Source organism: Streptomyces sp. NPDC042638 (assembly GCF_040647235.1).
Taxonomy (GTDB): Bacteria; Actinomycetota; Actinomycetes; order Streptomycetales; family Streptomycetaceae; genus Streptomyces; species Streptomyces rameus.
In genome coordinates this window covers 118,482-132,319 of record NZ_JBEZBT010000008.1, presented here as the reverse complement: position 1 = coordinate 132,319, position 13,838 = coordinate 118,482, and the positions used below count along the sequence as shown (strand labels likewise).

16 protein-coding genes and 1 riboswitch are annotated in these 13,838 nt (G+C 71.2%); of the genes, 7 read left to right on the top strand and 9 right to left on the bottom strand.

Going from position 1 to position 13,838, the window contains the following annotated elements; translation table 11 throughout:
- Positions 1-551: 551 nt before the first annotated feature.
- Both AB0B40_RS09970 and AB0B40_RS09965 read right to left on the bottom strand, forming a co-directional pair.
- Positions 552-821, bottom strand: coding sequence for a DUF4031 domain-containing protein (locus AB0B40_RS09970; protein WP_345051337.1), 270 nt, complete (start codon positions 819-821; stop codon positions 552-554).
- On the bottom strand, positions 818-1,201 hold the full coding sequence (locus AB0B40_RS09965; protein WP_345051338.1) for a hypothetical protein: 384 nt from the start codon (positions 1,199-1,201) through the stop codon (positions 818-820). Before AB0B40_RS09965 ends, AB0B40_RS09970 begins: the two co-directional genes overlap by 4 nt.
- 68 nt (positions 1,202-1,269) lie before the next feature.
- On the opposite strand from AB0B40_RS09965, the gene AB0B40_RS09960 reads away from it, so the two are divergent.
- The 3 genes from AB0B40_RS09960 to AB0B40_RS09950 all read left to right on the top strand — a co-directional run bounded on the left by AB0B40_RS09960 (position 1,270) and on the right by AB0B40_RS09950 (position 3,561).
- Positions 1,270-2,163 carry a MurR/RpiR family transcriptional regulator gene (locus AB0B40_RS09960; RefSeq protein WP_345051478.1) on the top strand — a complete coding sequence of 298 codons (894 nt, stop codon included), beginning with the start codon at positions 1,270-1,272 and terminating at the stop codon, positions 2,161-2,163.
- Positions 2,164-2,314: 151 nt separating this feature from the next.
- Positions 2,315-3,238, top strand: coding sequence for an N-acetylmuramic acid 6-phosphate etherase (gene murQ, locus AB0B40_RS09955; protein ID WP_345051340.1), 924 nt, complete (start codon positions 2,315-2,317; stop codon positions 3,236-3,238).
- A 101-nt stretch (positions 3,239-3,339) separates the two neighbouring features.
- Entirely contained in the window at positions 3,340-3,561 is a 222-nt protein-coding gene (locus AB0B40_RS09950; RefSeq protein ID WP_362263653.1) for a hypothetical protein, read from the top strand.
- A 262-nt stretch (positions 3,562-3,823) separates the two neighbouring features.
- On the opposite strand, the gene AB0B40_RS09945 is transcribed toward AB0B40_RS09950, so the two are convergent.
- Positions 3,824-4,507: a class I SAM-dependent methyltransferase gene (locus tag AB0B40_RS09945; protein ID WP_362263652.1), complete on the bottom strand. Its 684-nt coding sequence runs from the start codon at positions 4,505-4,507 to the stop codon at positions 3,824-3,826.
- Positions 4,508-4,599: 92 nt separating this feature from the next.
- On the opposite strand from AB0B40_RS09945, the gene AB0B40_RS09940 reads away from it, so the two are divergent.
- The gene (locus AB0B40_RS09940; protein ID WP_345051345.1) at positions 4,600-5,172 is read left to right on the top strand and encodes a hypothetical protein; all 573 of its coding nucleotides are present in this window, start codon (positions 4,600-4,602) and stop codon (positions 5,170-5,172) included.
- Between the two features lie 38 nt (positions 5,173-5,210).
- Here the strand turns inward: AB0B40_RS09940 and AB0B40_RS09935 are convergent, their stop codons facing one another.
- Both AB0B40_RS09935 and AB0B40_RS09930 read right to left on the bottom strand, forming a co-directional pair.
- On the bottom strand, positions 5,211-6,335 hold the full coding sequence (locus tag AB0B40_RS09935; RefSeq protein WP_345051347.1) for an NADH:flavin oxidoreductase: 1,125 nt from the start codon (positions 6,333-6,335) through the stop codon (positions 5,211-5,213).
- A gap of 116 nt (positions 6,336-6,451) precedes the next feature.
- Positions 6,452-6,871: a hypothetical protein gene (locus AB0B40_RS09930; protein WP_345051349.1), complete on the bottom strand. Its 420-nt coding sequence runs from the start codon at positions 6,869-6,871 to the stop codon at positions 6,452-6,454.
- Positions 6,872-6,985: 114 nt separating this feature from the next.
- Between AB0B40_RS09930 and AB0B40_RS09925 the strand changes: the two genes are divergently transcribed.
- Positions 6,986-7,825, top strand: coding sequence for a helix-turn-helix transcriptional regulator (locus AB0B40_RS09925; RefSeq protein ID WP_362263651.1), 840 nt, complete (start codon positions 6,986-6,988; stop codon positions 7,823-7,825).
- Positions 7,809-8,003: a DUF397 domain-containing protein gene (locus AB0B40_RS09920; protein WP_345051352.1), complete on the top strand. Its 195-nt coding sequence runs from the start codon at positions 7,809-7,811 to the stop codon at positions 8,001-8,003. The genes AB0B40_RS09925 and AB0B40_RS09920 overlap by 17 nt, the downstream gene beginning before the upstream one ends.
- 339 nt (positions 8,004-8,342) lie before the next feature.
- Here the strand turns inward: AB0B40_RS09920 and groL are convergent, their stop codons facing one another.
- The 4 genes from groL to thrC form a co-directional block, all read right to left on the bottom strand.
- Positions 8,343-9,965: a chaperonin GroEL gene (gene groL / locus AB0B40_RS09915; protein WP_030341968.1), complete on the bottom strand. Its 1,623-nt coding sequence runs from the start codon at positions 9,963-9,965 to the stop codon at positions 8,343-8,345.
- Positions 9,966-10,322: 357 nt separating this feature from the next.
- Complete coding sequence (locus AB0B40_RS09910; protein WP_004929928.1) at positions 10,323-10,526, bottom strand: cold-shock protein; 204 nt, start codon at positions 10,524-10,526, stop codon at positions 10,323-10,325.
- A 430-nt stretch (positions 10,527-10,956) separates the two neighbouring features.
- A complete protein-coding gene (locus tag AB0B40_RS09905; protein ID WP_345051355.1) occupies positions 10,957-11,232 on the bottom strand; it encodes a MoaD/ThiS family protein in 276 nt (91 codons plus the stop codon).
- Positions 11,229-12,515, bottom strand: a complete 1,287-nt coding sequence (gene thrC / locus AB0B40_RS09900; RefSeq protein ID WP_345051357.1) for a threonine synthase — start codon at positions 12,513-12,515, stop codon at positions 11,229-11,231. Before thrC ends, AB0B40_RS09905 begins: the two co-directional genes overlap by 4 nt.
- Before the next feature lie 17 nt (positions 12,516-12,532).
- Positions 12,533-12,697: riboswitch (SAM riboswitch) on the bottom strand.
- Between the two features lie 129 nt (positions 12,698-12,826).
- On the opposite strand from thrC, the gene AB0B40_RS09895 reads away from it, so the two are divergent.
- Positions 12,827-13,771: a glucosyl-3-phosphoglycerate synthase gene (locus AB0B40_RS09895; protein WP_362263650.1), complete on the top strand. Its 945-nt coding sequence runs from the start codon at positions 12,827-12,829 to the stop codon at positions 13,769-13,771.
- Positions 13,772-13,838: the final 67 nt, after the last annotated feature.

Here is a 13,838-nt window from a genome sequence, read left to right as displayed (position 1 = left end):
ACCGCCGAGCCCGCACGCCGGATCGGCCAGCCCGGACCCCGATCCGCTGAGCCCGGACCCCGGAACGGCGAACCCAGACGCCGGATCGGCCAGCTCGGACCCCGGACCGCCGAGCCCGCACGCCGGATCGGCCAGCCCGGACCCCGATCCGCTGAGCCCGCACGCCGAATCGGCGAACCCGGACCCCGGAACGGCGAACCCAGACGCCGAACCGGTGAGCCCAGACACCGGACCGGTGAGCCCGGACGCAGAATCGGCGAACCCGGACGCCGGACCGGCGAACCCAGACGCCGGACCGGCCAGCCCGGACCCCGAGCCGCTGAGCCCGCACGCAGAATCGGCGAACCCGGACGCCGGACCGGTGAGCCCGGATGCCGGGCCGGTGAGCCCGGACGCCGGGTCGGTGAGCCCGGGCCGGGGACCCGACGCCGGAGCGGGGGACCGGGTGCTGGGCCGGGGCGCGCGCGTCGGATGCGCGTGCTCGATGGCCGGAGTAGTGCCTCAGCGGGCGGCGTTTGCCCGTCGGGCGTCGCGGCGGGGCCGCCGGGGCCCTAGGAAGTCTGCCGTCTCTTCGGCCGGCGCAGGCCCGACGCCCGCAGCAGCCGTACCACCTCGCGGCTGCTGATCTCCACCGCTCCGGCGGCCACCGCGTCCGCGTAGCGGTGGGACGGAAGGTCGTAGTGGTCGCGCTCGAAGGCCCGTCTCGGCACGCCCAACCCGGCGGCGAAGGCGTGCAGTTCGTCGTAGGAGGCGTCGCTGACCAGGTGCGACCACATACGGCCGTGGCCGGGCCAGGAGGGCGGGTCGATGTACAGCGTCACGACGAAGCCTTCCGGCCGGTGGCGGATCCCAGCGAGCCCACCGACGCGACCTTCACGCCCGCCTTGTGGCACACCCAGTGCGGGTCGGGGCCCAGTTCCGGCTCCACGTCGAGCGCGTGCGGGTCGCCGGAGCCGCACACCGGGCACAGCGGCCAGCGGCCGTACCGGTCCAGCAGGGCGTCCTGCACGTCCTGGGCGACCAGCCCGGCGACGAAGGCCGCGCCCTGCGGCCACTGCTCGACCCACCAGCGCCGCTGGACGACGGCGTCCTCCACCAGTGAGACCACGTCCGCCTCGGCGACCTCGCCCGCGACCAGATCCGCGAGTACCAGGGCGCGGGCCGCGTGCAACGCCTGCTCCAGGGGGCTGATGGGGTCCATGCACCCCATTGTGCGCACTCTTGACCGCGACACCGAACCGAAAATATCTTTCATCCGTGACCCATGGCATGAAGGAAAGTTTCGGAAGTCCGGGCGGCTCCCTCGCCGCCAAGGTGCGTACGCTCGCTCCCTCCATGACCCGGTCCATGCAGCGCGTCGCCGAGGCCGTCGCGAACGACCCGGCCGGCTGCGCCGCCCTCACGGTGACCGGCCTCGCCGAACTCACCGGCACCAGCGAGGCCACCGTCGTACGCACCGCCCGGCTGCTGGGCTATCCGGGCTACCGCGACCTGCGGCTCGCCCTCGCCGGTCTCGCCGCCCAGCAGCAGTCCGGCCGGGCCCCCGCGATCACCACCGACATCGCGGTGGACGACCCCATCGCCGACGTCGTCGCCAAGCTGGCCTACGAGGAGCAGCAGACCCTCGCCGACACGGCCGCCGGAATCGACACCGTGCAGCTGGACGCGGCCGTCACCGCGCTGGCCGCGGCCCGGCGCACCGATGTGTACGGCATAGGCGCGTCGGGGCTCGTCGCCCAGGACCTCACTCAGAAGCTCCTGCGGATAGGGCTCATAGCCCACGCGCACAGCGACCCGCACCTCGCGGTGACCAACGCGGTGCAGCTCCGCCCGGGCGACGTGGCGATCGCGATCACCCACTCCGGGTCGACGGGGGACGTCATCGAGCCGCTCCGGGCCGCCTTCGAGCACGGGGCGACCACCGTCGCGATCACCGGCAGACCCGACTCGCCGGTCACGCAGTACGCCGACCTCGTGCTGACCACGTCGACCTCGCGGGAGACGGAGCTGCGGCCCGCCGCGATGTCCTCCCGGACGAGCCAGCTGCTGGTGGTGGACTGCCTGTTCGTGGGCGTGGCACAGCGGACGTACGAGACCGCGGCCCCCGCGCTGGCCGCGTCGTACGAGGCGCTGGCCCACCGGCACCGGAGTGGTTCGCGCTAGCGCGATAGACCGGAGGAGTGAGTGCTGTGGGTGTCGCGGATCCGGGTACGGCCGGTCGTGCCCCCTGGCGGACCCGCGTACCGGACACAGCCCCGCGCCTTCAGGTAGGTTCACCGCCCCCGATCGGAAAGTCACGGAGAGAGCCGCCCCAATGACCTCCTCTGACCTGCGCAGCCAGTTGGCTTCCCTGACCACCGAGGCCTTCCGGCCCGAGCTGGCCGACATCGACCGGCTGCCCACCCTCGACATCGCCCGGCTGATGAACGGTGAGGACGCGGGCGTACCCGCCGCCGTGGCGGCCCGGTTGCCGCGGATCGCCGCCGCCATCGACGCCGTGGCCGAGCGGATGTCCCGCGGCGGACGGCTCGTCTACGCCGGTGCCGGCACCGCCGGGCGGCTCGGCGTGCTGGACGCCTCCGAGTGCCCGCCCACCTTCAACACCGACCCCGAGCAGGTCGTCGGCCTGATCGCGGGCGGCCCCGCGGCCATGGTCACCTCCGTGGAGGGCGCGGAGGACTCCGGGGAGCTGGCCCGCCGGGACCTCGACGCGCTGAAGCTCTCCCCCGACGACACCGTGGTCGGCGTCTCCGCCTCCGGCCGCACCCCCTACGCCGTCGGCGCCGTCGAACACGCCCGCGCCCTCGGCGCCCTGACGATCGGTCTGGCCTGCAACGAGAACAGCGCGCTCGGCGCCGCCGCCGAGCACGCCATCGAGGTCGTCGTGGGCCCGGAACTGATCACCGGCTCCACCCGTCTGAAGGCGGGTACGGCCCAGAAGCTGGTGCTGAACATGCTGTCGACGATCACGATGATCCGGCTCGGCAAGACGTACGGGAACCTGATGGTCGACGTGCGCGCCTCCAACGCCAAGCTCCGCGCCCGCTCGCACCGGATCGTCTCCCTGGCCACGGGCGCGGGCGACGCCGAGATCGACAAGGCCCTCACGGAGACCGGCGGTGAGGTGAAGCAGGCGATCCTGGCCCTGCTCGCGGGCGTCGACGGGCCGACGGCCGCGCGGCTGCTGGAGGAGTCCGGCGGCCATCTGCGCGCCGCGCTGGCGCACGCGCCCCGCTGACCCGCGCGCCCGGGGCGGGCGCCACGACCGTGCCGCTCCCCCGGCCGCCGTACCCTTTCGGCTCCGCGTGACGCACGGCCGTGACCAGTCGTTTCCCGGGCATGATGACAAAGCTTCTGGCCACCGCCGCCCTCGCGGTCTCCGCCGCCGCGCTGACCGCCCCCGCCCACGCCCACGCCGCCGACCACTGGACCGCCACCGGCACCGCCATGTGCGCCGGTGGCATGGCCGCGGGCCCCGTGGTCAAGGCGGTGTCCCCGCTGCCGCTGAGCGGCCCCGCCCCCGCGTGCGGCACGGGAAGCCTGCTGCACCAGGGCGGCTGACCCACGACACCGACGGCAACGCCGAACCGACACCGACACCGACGACGCCGGCCACGCCCCGGCACCGCCACGCACACCGCACGGCACTGCACCGCACTGCACGGCACGGCACGAAAGGCGGCAGCGCCCGGCACCGGGACGGAAAGCGGCAGCGGCGGGGCACCAGCAGGGAAAGCGGCAGCGGCCGGGCGCCGGAATCCCCGCGCGGTGGCCGCAGGGCCGTCGTCCCCGCTATGGCCGCAGGGCCGTCGTCGGCCGGGTCTCACCGGACCGGCGGTCCCGCGGGGGCCCTCCACACGAGGGTGTAGCGCCAGAAGAGCCGGCGCCGCAGCCGGGCGCCGGGCAGCAGCCGGCGGGCCGCGCGGGAGATCTCGGCGAAGGTCATCTCCGGCTCCCGGGTGCGGGCCGTCATGGACACGGGCGGGTGCGCGGCCCGGCCGCGGTTCTTCGCCCACCCCAGGAGCGGATTGAGCGCCAGCGCCACCAGGCCGAGCGCGTGGTCGACGGGCCCCGACGCCCGCGCACAGCCGACGACCACCAGCGTGCCGCCGGGTGTGAGCTGCTGCCCGAGGCGCGTGAGGGTCTCGGTGAAGGGAAGGTGGTGGAGCACGGCGACACAGGTGATCACGTCGTAGGGGCCGGCGGGAAGCGGACCGGAGGCGTCGGCGACGCTGTACCTGACGGATGCCGCCGCGTCCGTCGACTCCCGTGCCCTGGCCACGATTTCCGCGTCGGCGTCGATCCCGTGCACCTCCCGGGCGCGCCGGCCGAGCAGTCGCGCCAGCTCGCCGCTCCCGCAGCCCACGTCCAGGGCGGCACCGAAGCGGCGGGGCAACTGCCGTAGCACCCACGGGTGGTGGTGGGCGTTGTGGTCCCAGGGGTGGGCGGCGTTGAAGCGGTGGAGGGCGCCGAGGAGACGGGCCGTGAAGGTCGTCGACACGCTCACGACTCCACCATGGGCCGACGCCGGTGCGGGACTCGGGGGGCCGGTGCCGAGCCGGACAGGGCACCATGGAGGCGAGGAGGCGACCGACCGATATGAATCACGCCCAGCTCACCGCCCTCGGACGGGCTCTCCGGCTGCTCGGCGAGCACGGGGAGACCCTGACCGCCGACACGCCGGACGCCCGGCTGCACGAGATCAGGAACGACCTGCGGCGGGCCCTCGATCTGCTGGACGACAGCGTCACCGCCGGCGCGCCCGCCACCCGCTGCCCCGAGCACCCGCAGGGGCCCGTGGACGAGAGCGCCCCCGATCTGTGCCTGCTGTGCGAGACCCGGCGCCGGGCCGCGCGGCGCTCGGAGTTCCAGGGCAGCAGGCCCCGACCGGGAGAGCCGGCCCCCACCGCGGCCTCGCGGTACGGCGTGCGCGGCGACCGTCCGCAGCCCCAGCAGCGATGGCTGCCGGAGCTGTGGAACGGGCAGGAGTGGCAGCTGTGCGGCACGCCCCGCCGGGACCGGCGCGAGGCGGAGGCGTATCTCGCGGCCCAGCGCCGCGGTTCCCGGCCCGCCATGGCGTACCGGCTCGTCCACGAGTTCACCGACTACGAGGTGCTGCGGGTGTGGGGCACGCCGGTACGGGTCGACATCGAGCCGATGGGCAACCTCTAGGGCCCGGCCGGCGGCGGGGCCCCCAGGGGTATGTCCGGTCAGCTCAGGCTCTGCAGCGCCGCCGCGTCGTACGGCTTCAGCTCGTCGAAGCGGTCGGAGAGGACCTTGGCCGCCCACTCGGGGTCCTGGAGCAGGGCCCGGCCGATGGCCACCATGTCGAACTCGTCGGCCTCCAGGCGGTCCAGGAGGTTGTCGATGTTCGCCACCGCGGAGCCCTCGCCCTGGAAGGCCTTGACGAAGTCGCCGTCGAGGCCGACCGAGCCGACGGTGATGACCTGCTTGCCGGTGAGCTTCTTCGTCCAGCCGGCCAGGTTCAGGTCGGAGCCCTCGAACTCGGGGAGCCAGTAGCGGCGGGTGGAGGCGTGGAAGACGTCGACGCCGGCCGCCGCGAGCGGGGTGAGGAGGGCCTCCAGCTCCTCGGCGGTCTCGGCGAGGCGGGCGGTGTAGTCCTGCTGCTTCCACTGCGAGTAGCGGAAGATGACGGGGAACTCAGGGGACACCGCCTCGCGGACCGCGGCGACGATCTCCGCGGCGAACCGGGTGCGGGCCACCGGGTCGCCGCCGTAGGCGTCAGTACGGCGGTTGGTGCCCGCCCACAGGAACTGGTCGAGCAGGTAGCCGTGGGCGCCGTGGATCTCCACGCCGTCGAAGCCGATGCGCTCGGCGTCGGCGGCGGCCTGGGCGAACGCGGCGATGACGTCGTCCAGGTCCTGCTGGGTCATGGCCTTGCCGGTGGGCTCGGCGCCCGCGGTGACCAGGCCGGAGGGGCCCATCGCGGGGGCGTCCGGGAAGGGGTCCTGACCCTGCTCGCGGACCATGCCGATGTGCCACAGCTGGGGCACGATGGTGCCGCCTGCCGCGTGCACGTCCTCGGCCACCTTCGCCCATCCCGCAAGCTGCTCCTCGCCGTGGAACCGGGGCACGCGCGAGCTGTTGCCGGCCGACTCGTGGCCGACGTAGGTGCCCTCGGTGACGATGAGGCCGACACCGGCGGCGGCGCGGCGGGCATAGTAGGAGCGGACGTCCTCGCCGGGGATGCCGCCCGGCGAGAACATCCGGGTCATCGGCGCCATGACGATCCGGTTCGGGACGGTCAGGCCGTTCAGCGCGATCGGGCGGGACAGGATCTGGGCCGCGCGGGAGGCGGGCGTCGTGACGGTCACGGTGGGGGGCTCCTCGTAAGTGCGGGGTTAACCGGTCGGTATGTGAGCACGCATTGTTGCAGCTCCTTAAGTAATCGCTCATACGCTGCCCGGCATTCCGATTCCGCAGACACCCGTCACGTGACGCCGCCCACACTGTCCCGGTTCAACCGCCGCACCCGTTCCCGCAGCACCTCGTCCGGCGGCGCCGGCCCGACCGACTCCGGCGGACAGTCCCACTCCCGGCCGCCACCGATGGGGCGCAGCTGCACCCGGCCGCCCACCTGCCCCATCACCTCACCGAGCCGCCCACTGCGCGTGTCGACTGCGTACTCGGGCCTACGACTCAGAGCGACCGCCAGCCGGGAGGCCACGCCCAGATTGCAGCGCCCCAGGTCGACCAGGGCGTACGGGTCCTCGTCCGAGACGCTCAGCGGGTCGACCCGCAGCGACGGCAGCACGATGCCGACCCCACACAGGGCCGCACGCAGTCGCTCGACCGCCTCCTCGGCGGTCCGGGCGGGCCGTTCGCCGGTGGTCTTTTCCGTCATCTCCATAGGGCCGATTCCTCCACGCTGAGTGCTCCTGTTCACCACACAGCGTGTCCGACGGCGTCCTAACCTGGCCAGATACGGCATCCCAACAGACCCGGCTGTCGGACAGGAGTTGCCATGGCAGGACCGAAGGACCTCGACCCGTCGTCATCGCCACGCGCCTTGCTGGGCGCGGAGTTACGGCACGCCCGCGAGAGGGCCGCGCTGAGCCAGGAGGAACTGGGCCAACGGCTGTTCGTGAGCGGATCGTTCGTCGGGCAGCTGGAGGCGGGGACACGGCGCATGCAGCCCGAGTTCGCGCGGATGCTGGACGAGGTGCTGGGGACTGACGGCTTTTTCGCGCGGAACTGCGGTGCGGCGGCCAAGTCGAAGTATGAGGAGCACTTCACTGAAGCGGCAGAGGCCGAGGCGCAAGCCAGGGCGATCAGGCAGTACGCGCCGCTCCTGATCCCCGGACTGCTGCAGACCCACGCCTACGCGCAGGCCGTGAACCGCGCGTACGACCCGACGACACCTGAGGAGACCATCGAGGAGTGGACGGAAGGCCGGATGGCGCGAACCCGCCTGCTCGACCACCCAACAAAGCCTTTGTTGTGGACGGTGCTTGACGAGGCGGCGTTGCACCGGGAGACCGGCGGCCGAACCGTGATGGCGGAGGCCCTGCACCACATCGCAGGCCTGGCCCGCCGAAACCGGGTCATCGTGCAGGTGCTGTCGTTCAGCACGGGAGCGCACACGGCGATGCAGGGCGCCTTGAAGCTGATGGAGTTCGAGGACGCCCCTCCGGTGGTCTTCTTCGAGGGAGTGCGCAACGGGCGCTTGGAGGACGACCCGGCCACCGTCGCCCAGCTGAGGTTTACGTTTGACCTCCTTGTGGCCTCCGCACTCTCACGGGAGAGGTCCCTGGCCCTGATCGAGGCGGTGGCGCAGGATTACATCCATGCGGACCATCCCTGACCTGAGCACAGCCACCTGGCACAAGGCGAGCTATAGCCAAGGCGGTAGTGACTGCCTCGAAGTCACCCACGACATCCCAGCCCTCGTCCCCGTCCGAGACTCGAAGAACCCTTTCGGCCCGAAGCTCGTGTTCCGGGCGGAGGCCTGGTCGGCGTTCGTCACGAACCTCAAGCTTTGAGCTCCGAGCCCTCTTTGCACGGAATGGGTGGAGGGCCTCAACCGACCCTCCCACCCAGCGAGTTGACTCCACGCATGCGATTTGCCACGCCCAGTCACCAGGCTCCAGCGTGCCCGCATAACGAACAACCCCCGCCAGGTGCTAGCAACACCTGCGCCTCCACCCACCCCTGGGGGGCGATCGTCGAGCTGCCGCCTCCGGTGGGCATCACCCTCGGCACCGAGAAGCTCAAGGACTACGCCGGCTGAGGCCCACGAAACGCCCGAGGGCGGCACCCCCAGCCAGAAGCTGGAAGCACCGCCCTCGGTCCGAAGGACAGGCGATCAACCGTCAGGTCGATCAGAAGTCCATGTCACCGCCCGGCATGCCGCCGCCGGCCGGCGCGGCGGCCTTCTCCGGCTTGTCGGCGATGACGGCCTCGGTGGTGAGGAACAGCGCGGCGATGGAGGCGGCGTTCTGCAGGGCAGAGCGGGTCACCTTCGCCGGGTCGATGATGCCCTCGGCGACCAGGTCGACGTACTCGCCGGTCGCGGCGTTCAGGCCGTGGCCCGGGGTCAGGTTGCGCACCTTCTCCACCACGACACCGCCCTCGAGGCCGGCGTTGACGGCGATCTGCTTCAGCGGGGCCTCGAGCGCGATGCGCACGGCGTTGGCGCCGGTCGCCTCGTCACCCTCGAGCTCCAGCTTCTCGAAGACCTGGGAGGCCTGGAGCAGGGCCACGCCACCACCGGCGACGATGCCCTCCTCGACGGCCGCCTTGGCGTTGCGGACGGCGTCCTCGATGCGGTGCTTGCGCTCCTTGAGCTCCACCTCGGTGGCGGCACCGGCCTTGATGACCGCGACACCGCCGGCGAGCTTCGCCAGGCGCTCCTGCAGCTTCTCGCGGTCGTAGTCCGAGTCGCTGTTCTCGATCTCGGCGCGGATCTGGTTCACGCGGCCCTGCACCTGCTCCGAGGAGCCGGCACCGTCCACGATGGTGGTCTCGTCCTTGGTGACGACGACCTTGCGGGCGCGGCCCAGGAGGTCCAGGGTCGCGTTCTCCAGCTTGAGGCCGACCTCCTCGGAGATGACCTCGCCGCCCGTGAGGATGGCGATGTCGCCGAGCATGGCCTTGCGGCGGTCGCCGAAGCCCGGGGCCTTGACGGCGACGGACTTGAAGGTGCCGCGGATCTTGTTGACGACCAGGGTCGACAGGGCCTCGCCCTCGACGTCCTCGGCGATGATCAGCAGCGGCTTGCCCGACTGCATGACCTTCTCCAGCAGCGGGAGCAGATCCTTGACGGAGCTGATCTTGGAGTTCGCGATGAGGATGTAGGGGTCCTCGAGCGACGCCTCCATGCGCTCCATGTCGGTCGCGAAGTAGGCGGAGATGTAGCCCTTGTCGAAGCGCATGCCCTCGGTGAGCTCCAGCTCGAGACCGAAGGTGTTGCTCTCCTCGACGGTGATGACGCCTTCCTTGCCGACCTTGTCCATGGCCTCGGCGATCAGCTCGCCGATCTGGGTGTCGGCGGCGGAGATGGACGCGGTGGAGGCGATCTGCTCCTTGGTCTCGACGTCCTTCGCCTGCTCCAGCAGGGCGGCGGAGACGGCCTCGACGGCCTTCTCGATACCGCGCTTCAGAGCCATGGGGTTGGCACCGGCGGCGACGTTGCGCAGGCCCTCCTTGACCAGGGCCTGGGCGAGCACGGTCGCGGTGGTCGTACCGTCGCCGGCGACGTCGTCCGTCTTCTTGGCGACTTCCTTGACCAGCTCGGCGCCGATCTTCTCGTACGGGTCCTCGAGCTCGATCTCCTTGGCGATGGAGACACCATCGTTGGTGATCGTGGGGGCGCCCCACTTCTTCTCGAGGACGACGTTGCGGCCCTTGGGGCCGAGCGTCACCTTCACGGCGTCCGCGAGCTGGTTCATGCCGCGCTCGAGGCCGCGCCGCGCCTCCTCGTCGAACGCGATGATCTTGGCCATGTGAAGTGGTCCCTCCAGGACTGGGGGTGATTCCTTCGGACCGCGCCCGCGCCCGCGACGGACGGCTCGCCGGCCGCGTGGTTCCTTGCCCCACCTGGCCTGCGGGCCTCACCGACCCGGTCCTTCGTTGTCACTCTCACCTTCAGAGTGCTAACGCAATGATTAGCACTCGGCATGCCCGAGTGCAAGGTGCGCTCGCTGAGCGGGCCCGTCGAAGGGTGACGGTCGGGTGGCGGTCGGGTGACGGGAGGGCGCGGGCGGGCGGGGCCGCCCCTCGCCCGCCCGTCGACACCGGACCCGGGTACGGCGAAGGGCCCGCACCCTCTGCGAGGTGCGGGCCCTTCGGACAAGAAACGTTCAGGCGCTGAGGCGAACCATGTCGGCCTGCGGGCCCTTCTGGCCCTGCGAGATCTCGAACTCCACCCGCTGGCCCTCCTCCAGGGTGCGGTAGCCGTCCATCTGAATGGCGCTGTAATGGACGAAGACGTCCGCACCACCGTCGACCGCGATGAAGCCGTACCCCTTCTCCGCGTTGAACCACTTGACGGTGCCCTGAGCCATGCCTAACTCCCCTATTACTGGCCCTTGCACAGATCCACACTTCGCGGATCCGGGTCAGACCTCGCCCCCCATTGGACGGGGGCGTGCGCCGGAACGCGTCGACCGCGGCTGAATGTATCTGCCCAACTGCCGTCTGCAACAGGTCAATCGGACGAGAATTCTGGACGCGAGCGGTCCGGAATGTGGGGAGGATTCACCCGAATTCAGGGCAAGTCGGGTGTCATAAAGGGCGCAAAAGCCGCAGAAGACCCGCACACTTTGGCTACTTCTTGTCGGGCACGCGGCATGAATCAAGAGCCCGCGACCCGAAGGCCGCGACCGTGTTCCCCAACTCTACCGCGCTCAATCACGCAGAATTGCCCCCTCCGCTTCTCTCACCGAGGGGGCAATTCGATGTACAGCCGGTAACCGGGGTTACCGAAGGTAATAATCAGCCGCCGGCGACCGCCGGGATGATCGACACACCGGCGCCGTCGGGCGTCGCCGTCTCAAGGCCCTGCTCGAAGCGGACGTCGTCGTCGTTGACGTACACGTTCACGAACCGGCGCAGCCTGCCCTGGTCGTCCAGGACGCGGGCGGCGATCCCGGTGTGGTTCTTCTCCAGGTCCTCGATGACCTGGGCGAGGGTCGTTCCCTCGGCGGCGACCTCGGCCCGGCCGCCGGTGTAGGTGCGCAGGATGGTGGGGATGCGAACGGTCACGCTCATGCGAGGCCAGCCTCTCGGAAGGAGTCCAGGGTCGGGCGGATGGTGGCGGTGAGGCCGGTCCCGGCCACCGCGTCCAGGGTCTTCAGGCCGTCGCCGGTGTTCAGGACGACCGTGGTCTTCGCCGGGTCCAGCACCCCGTCCTCGATCAGCTTGCGGGTGACGCCGACGGTCACCCCGCCCGCCGTCTCGGCGAAGATGCCCTCCGTGCGGGCCAGCAGCTTGATGGCGTCCACGACCTCCGCGTCCGTGACGTCCTCCACGGCACCGCCGGTGCGGCGCGCGATGTCCAGGACGTAGGGCCCGTCGGCCGGGTTGCCGATGGCCAGGGACTTGGCGATGGTGTTCGGCTTCTGCGGGCGGACCACGTCGTGCCCGGCCTTGAAGGCGGTCGACACCGGGGAGCAGCCCTCGGCCTGGGCGCCGAAGATCCGGTACGGCCTGTCCTCGACCAGACCCAGCTTGATCAGCTCCTGCAGGCCCTTGTCGATCTTGGTGAGCTGGGAGCCGGAGGCGATCGGGATCACGATCTGGTCGGGCAGCCGCCAGCCGAGCTGCTCGCAGATCTCGTACGCGAGGGTCTTGGAGCCCTCCGCGTAGTACGGGCGCAGGTTGACGTTGACGAAGCCCCAGCCCTCACCGGCCGGGTCGCCGATGAGTTCGGAGCAGAAGCGGTTGACGTCGTCGTAGTTGCCCTCGATGCCGACCAGCTCACCGCCGTAGACGGCGGCCATGACGACCTTGCCCTGCTCCAGGTCGTGCGGGATGAACACGCAGGAGCGGAAACCGGCGCGGGCGGCGGCGGCGCCGACGGCACCGGCCAGGTTGCCGGTGGAGGAGCAGGAGAGCGTGGTGAAGCCGAAGGCGCGGGCGGCCTCCAGGGCCTGGGCGACCACGCGGTCCTTGAAGGAGTGCGTGGGGTTGCCGGAGTCGTCCTTCACGTACAGGCCGCCGGTCACGCCCAGCTCGCGGGCGAGGTTGTCGGCCTTGACGAGCTTGGTCCAGCCCGGGTTGATGTTGGGCTTCTCCGCGACGTCCGCCGGGACCGGCAGCAGGGGCGCGTACCGCCAGATGTTCGCGGGGCCCGCCTCGATACGGCGGCGCAGCTGCTCGGTGTCGTAGGCGGAGAAGTCGTAGGCGATCTCCAGCGGGCCGAAACACTCCTCGCAGGCGAAGACCGGCCCGAGCGGCACCCGGTGACCGCACTCGCGGCAGCTCAGGGCGGCGGCGGGACCGAGGTCTACGGTGGTGGAGTCGCTGGTGGTGGCAACTGTCTGCACAGCCATGGAGGCGAGGCCCTTTCTCCTCATCTTCCTCACGACGCATCTCGCCGTGAGACGGATTTGGCACCTTCCCTAGCCGGGAGCCTCGCGGAGACGATCGAGCCCGATCGGGCTGATCTACGAGACCGGCTGGAGGGTTGCCGGGGCTTCATCGGGCCGTGTCCCTCTGCCCCTCTGGATGAGCGGTATTCGGTTGTGGACGCGCGCGACCCACGACATGCGATGGTCATCGGCGTTGTTCAAGACTGTAACCGAAGGCCAGGACAGTTGAGATAGTCGTCCGAAGCGCGAGACAACGTGAGGAGCCGCAGACCGTGCTGGAAGAAGTCGAGCACTGGCTGGCCACCCGCTCCTGGTCCGTGGCCGACCGCCCGCTCCATCGGATCCTGGCCGCCAAGCAGCGCACCGGGAGGACGGTCAGTGTCGTCCTGCCCGCGCTCGACGAGGAGGAGACGGTCGGCGACATCGTCACCGTCATCCGGCACGATCTCGTCGAGCAGACCCCGCTCGTCGACGAGATCGTGGTCGTCGACTCCGGCTCCACGGACCGCACCTCCGAGGTCGCCGCGCGCGCGGGCGCGCGGGTGGTGCACCGCGACGAGATCCTCCCCCGCCTCCCGGCCGTCCCCGGAAAGGGTGAGGTGCTGTGGCGCTCCCTGCTGGTGACCGGCGGTGACATCCTGTGTTTCGTCGACGCCGACCTGCGGGAGTTCTCCTCCGACTTCGTCCTCGGCATCGTCGGCCCGCTGCTCACCGAACCGGACGTGCAGCTGGTCAAGGCGATGTACGACCGCCCGCTCGGCGGCGCCGCCGGGCAGGGCGGCCGGGTCACCGAGCTGATGGCCCGCCCGCTGCTGAACATGCACTGGCCGCAGCTGGCCGGCTTCGTGCAGCCGCTGGGCGGTGAGTACGCGGCCCGCCGCTCCCTGCTGGAACGGCTGCCCTTCCCGGTCGGCTACGGCGTGGAGCTGGGCATGCTGGTGGACGCGCTGCACCTGGTGGGCCTGGACGCGCTGGCCCAGGTCGACGTGGGGGTGCGCAGGCACCGTCACCAGGACGGCCAGGCCCTCGGCCGGATGGCCGCCGCCATCTACCGCACGGCCCAGCTCCGGCTGGCCCGCGGCCATCTGGTCCGGCCCGCGCTGACCCAGTTCGAGCGCGGCGAGGACGGCTTCGAGCCGAGCACCTACCCGGTGGACACCGAGGAGCGGCCGCCCATGGTGGAGATCGCGGAGTACGCCGAACGGAAGGTGGCGTGAACGGGCCGTATACCCCCTCCCTCCCTCCCTTCCCGGACGGAACGTACGTTTGAGTGTTTACGGGCCG

Excerpts from the sequence above, each read along its gene's own strand:
- AB0B40_RS09965 (WP_345051338.1), bottom strand. The coding sequence starts at position 1,201 with ATGGACCCCATCAGCCCCCTGGAGCAGGCGTTGCACGCGGCCCGCGCC.
- AB0B40_RS09960 (WP_345051478.1), top strand. The coding sequence starts at position 1,270 with ATGAAGGAAAGTTTCGGAAGTCCGGGCGGCTCCCTCGCCGCCAAGGTG.
- murQ (WP_345051340.1), top strand. The coding sequence starts at position 2,315 with ATGACCTCCTCTGACCTGCGCAGCCAGTTGGCTTCCCTGACCACCGAG.
- AB0B40_RS09950 (WP_362263653.1), top strand. The coding sequence starts at position 3,340 with ATGATGACAAAGCTTCTGGCCACCGCCGCCCTCGCGGTCTCCGCCGCC.
- AB0B40_RS09940 (WP_345051345.1), top strand. The coding sequence starts at position 4,600 with ATGAATCACGCCCAGCTCACCGCCCTCGGACGGGCTCTCCGGCTGCTC.
- AB0B40_RS09930 (WP_345051349.1), bottom strand. The coding sequence starts at position 6,871 with ATGGAGATGACGGAAAAGACCACCGGCGAACGGCCCGCCCGGACCGCC.
- AB0B40_RS09925 (WP_362263651.1), top strand. The coding sequence starts at position 6,986 with ATGGCAGGACCGAAGGACCTCGACCCGTCGTCATCGCCACGCGCCTTG.
- AB0B40_RS09920 (WP_345051352.1), top strand. The coding sequence starts at position 7,809 with ATGCGGACCATCCCTGACCTGAGCACAGCCACCTGGCACAAGGCGAGC.
- groL (WP_030341968.1), bottom strand. The coding sequence starts at position 9,965 with ATGGCCAAGATCATCGCGTTCGACGAGGAGGCGCGGCGCGGCCTCGAG.
- AB0B40_RS09910 (WP_004929928.1), bottom strand. The coding sequence starts at position 10,526 with ATGGCTCAGGGCACCGTCAAGTGGTTCAACGCGGAGAAGGGGTACGGC.
- AB0B40_RS09905 (WP_345051355.1), bottom strand. The coding sequence starts at position 11,232 with ATGAGCGTGACCGTTCGCATCCCCACCATCCTGCGCACCTACACCGGC.
- thrC (WP_345051357.1), bottom strand. The coding sequence starts at position 12,515 with ATGGCTGTGCAGACAGTTGCCACCACCAGCGACTCCACCACCGTAGAC.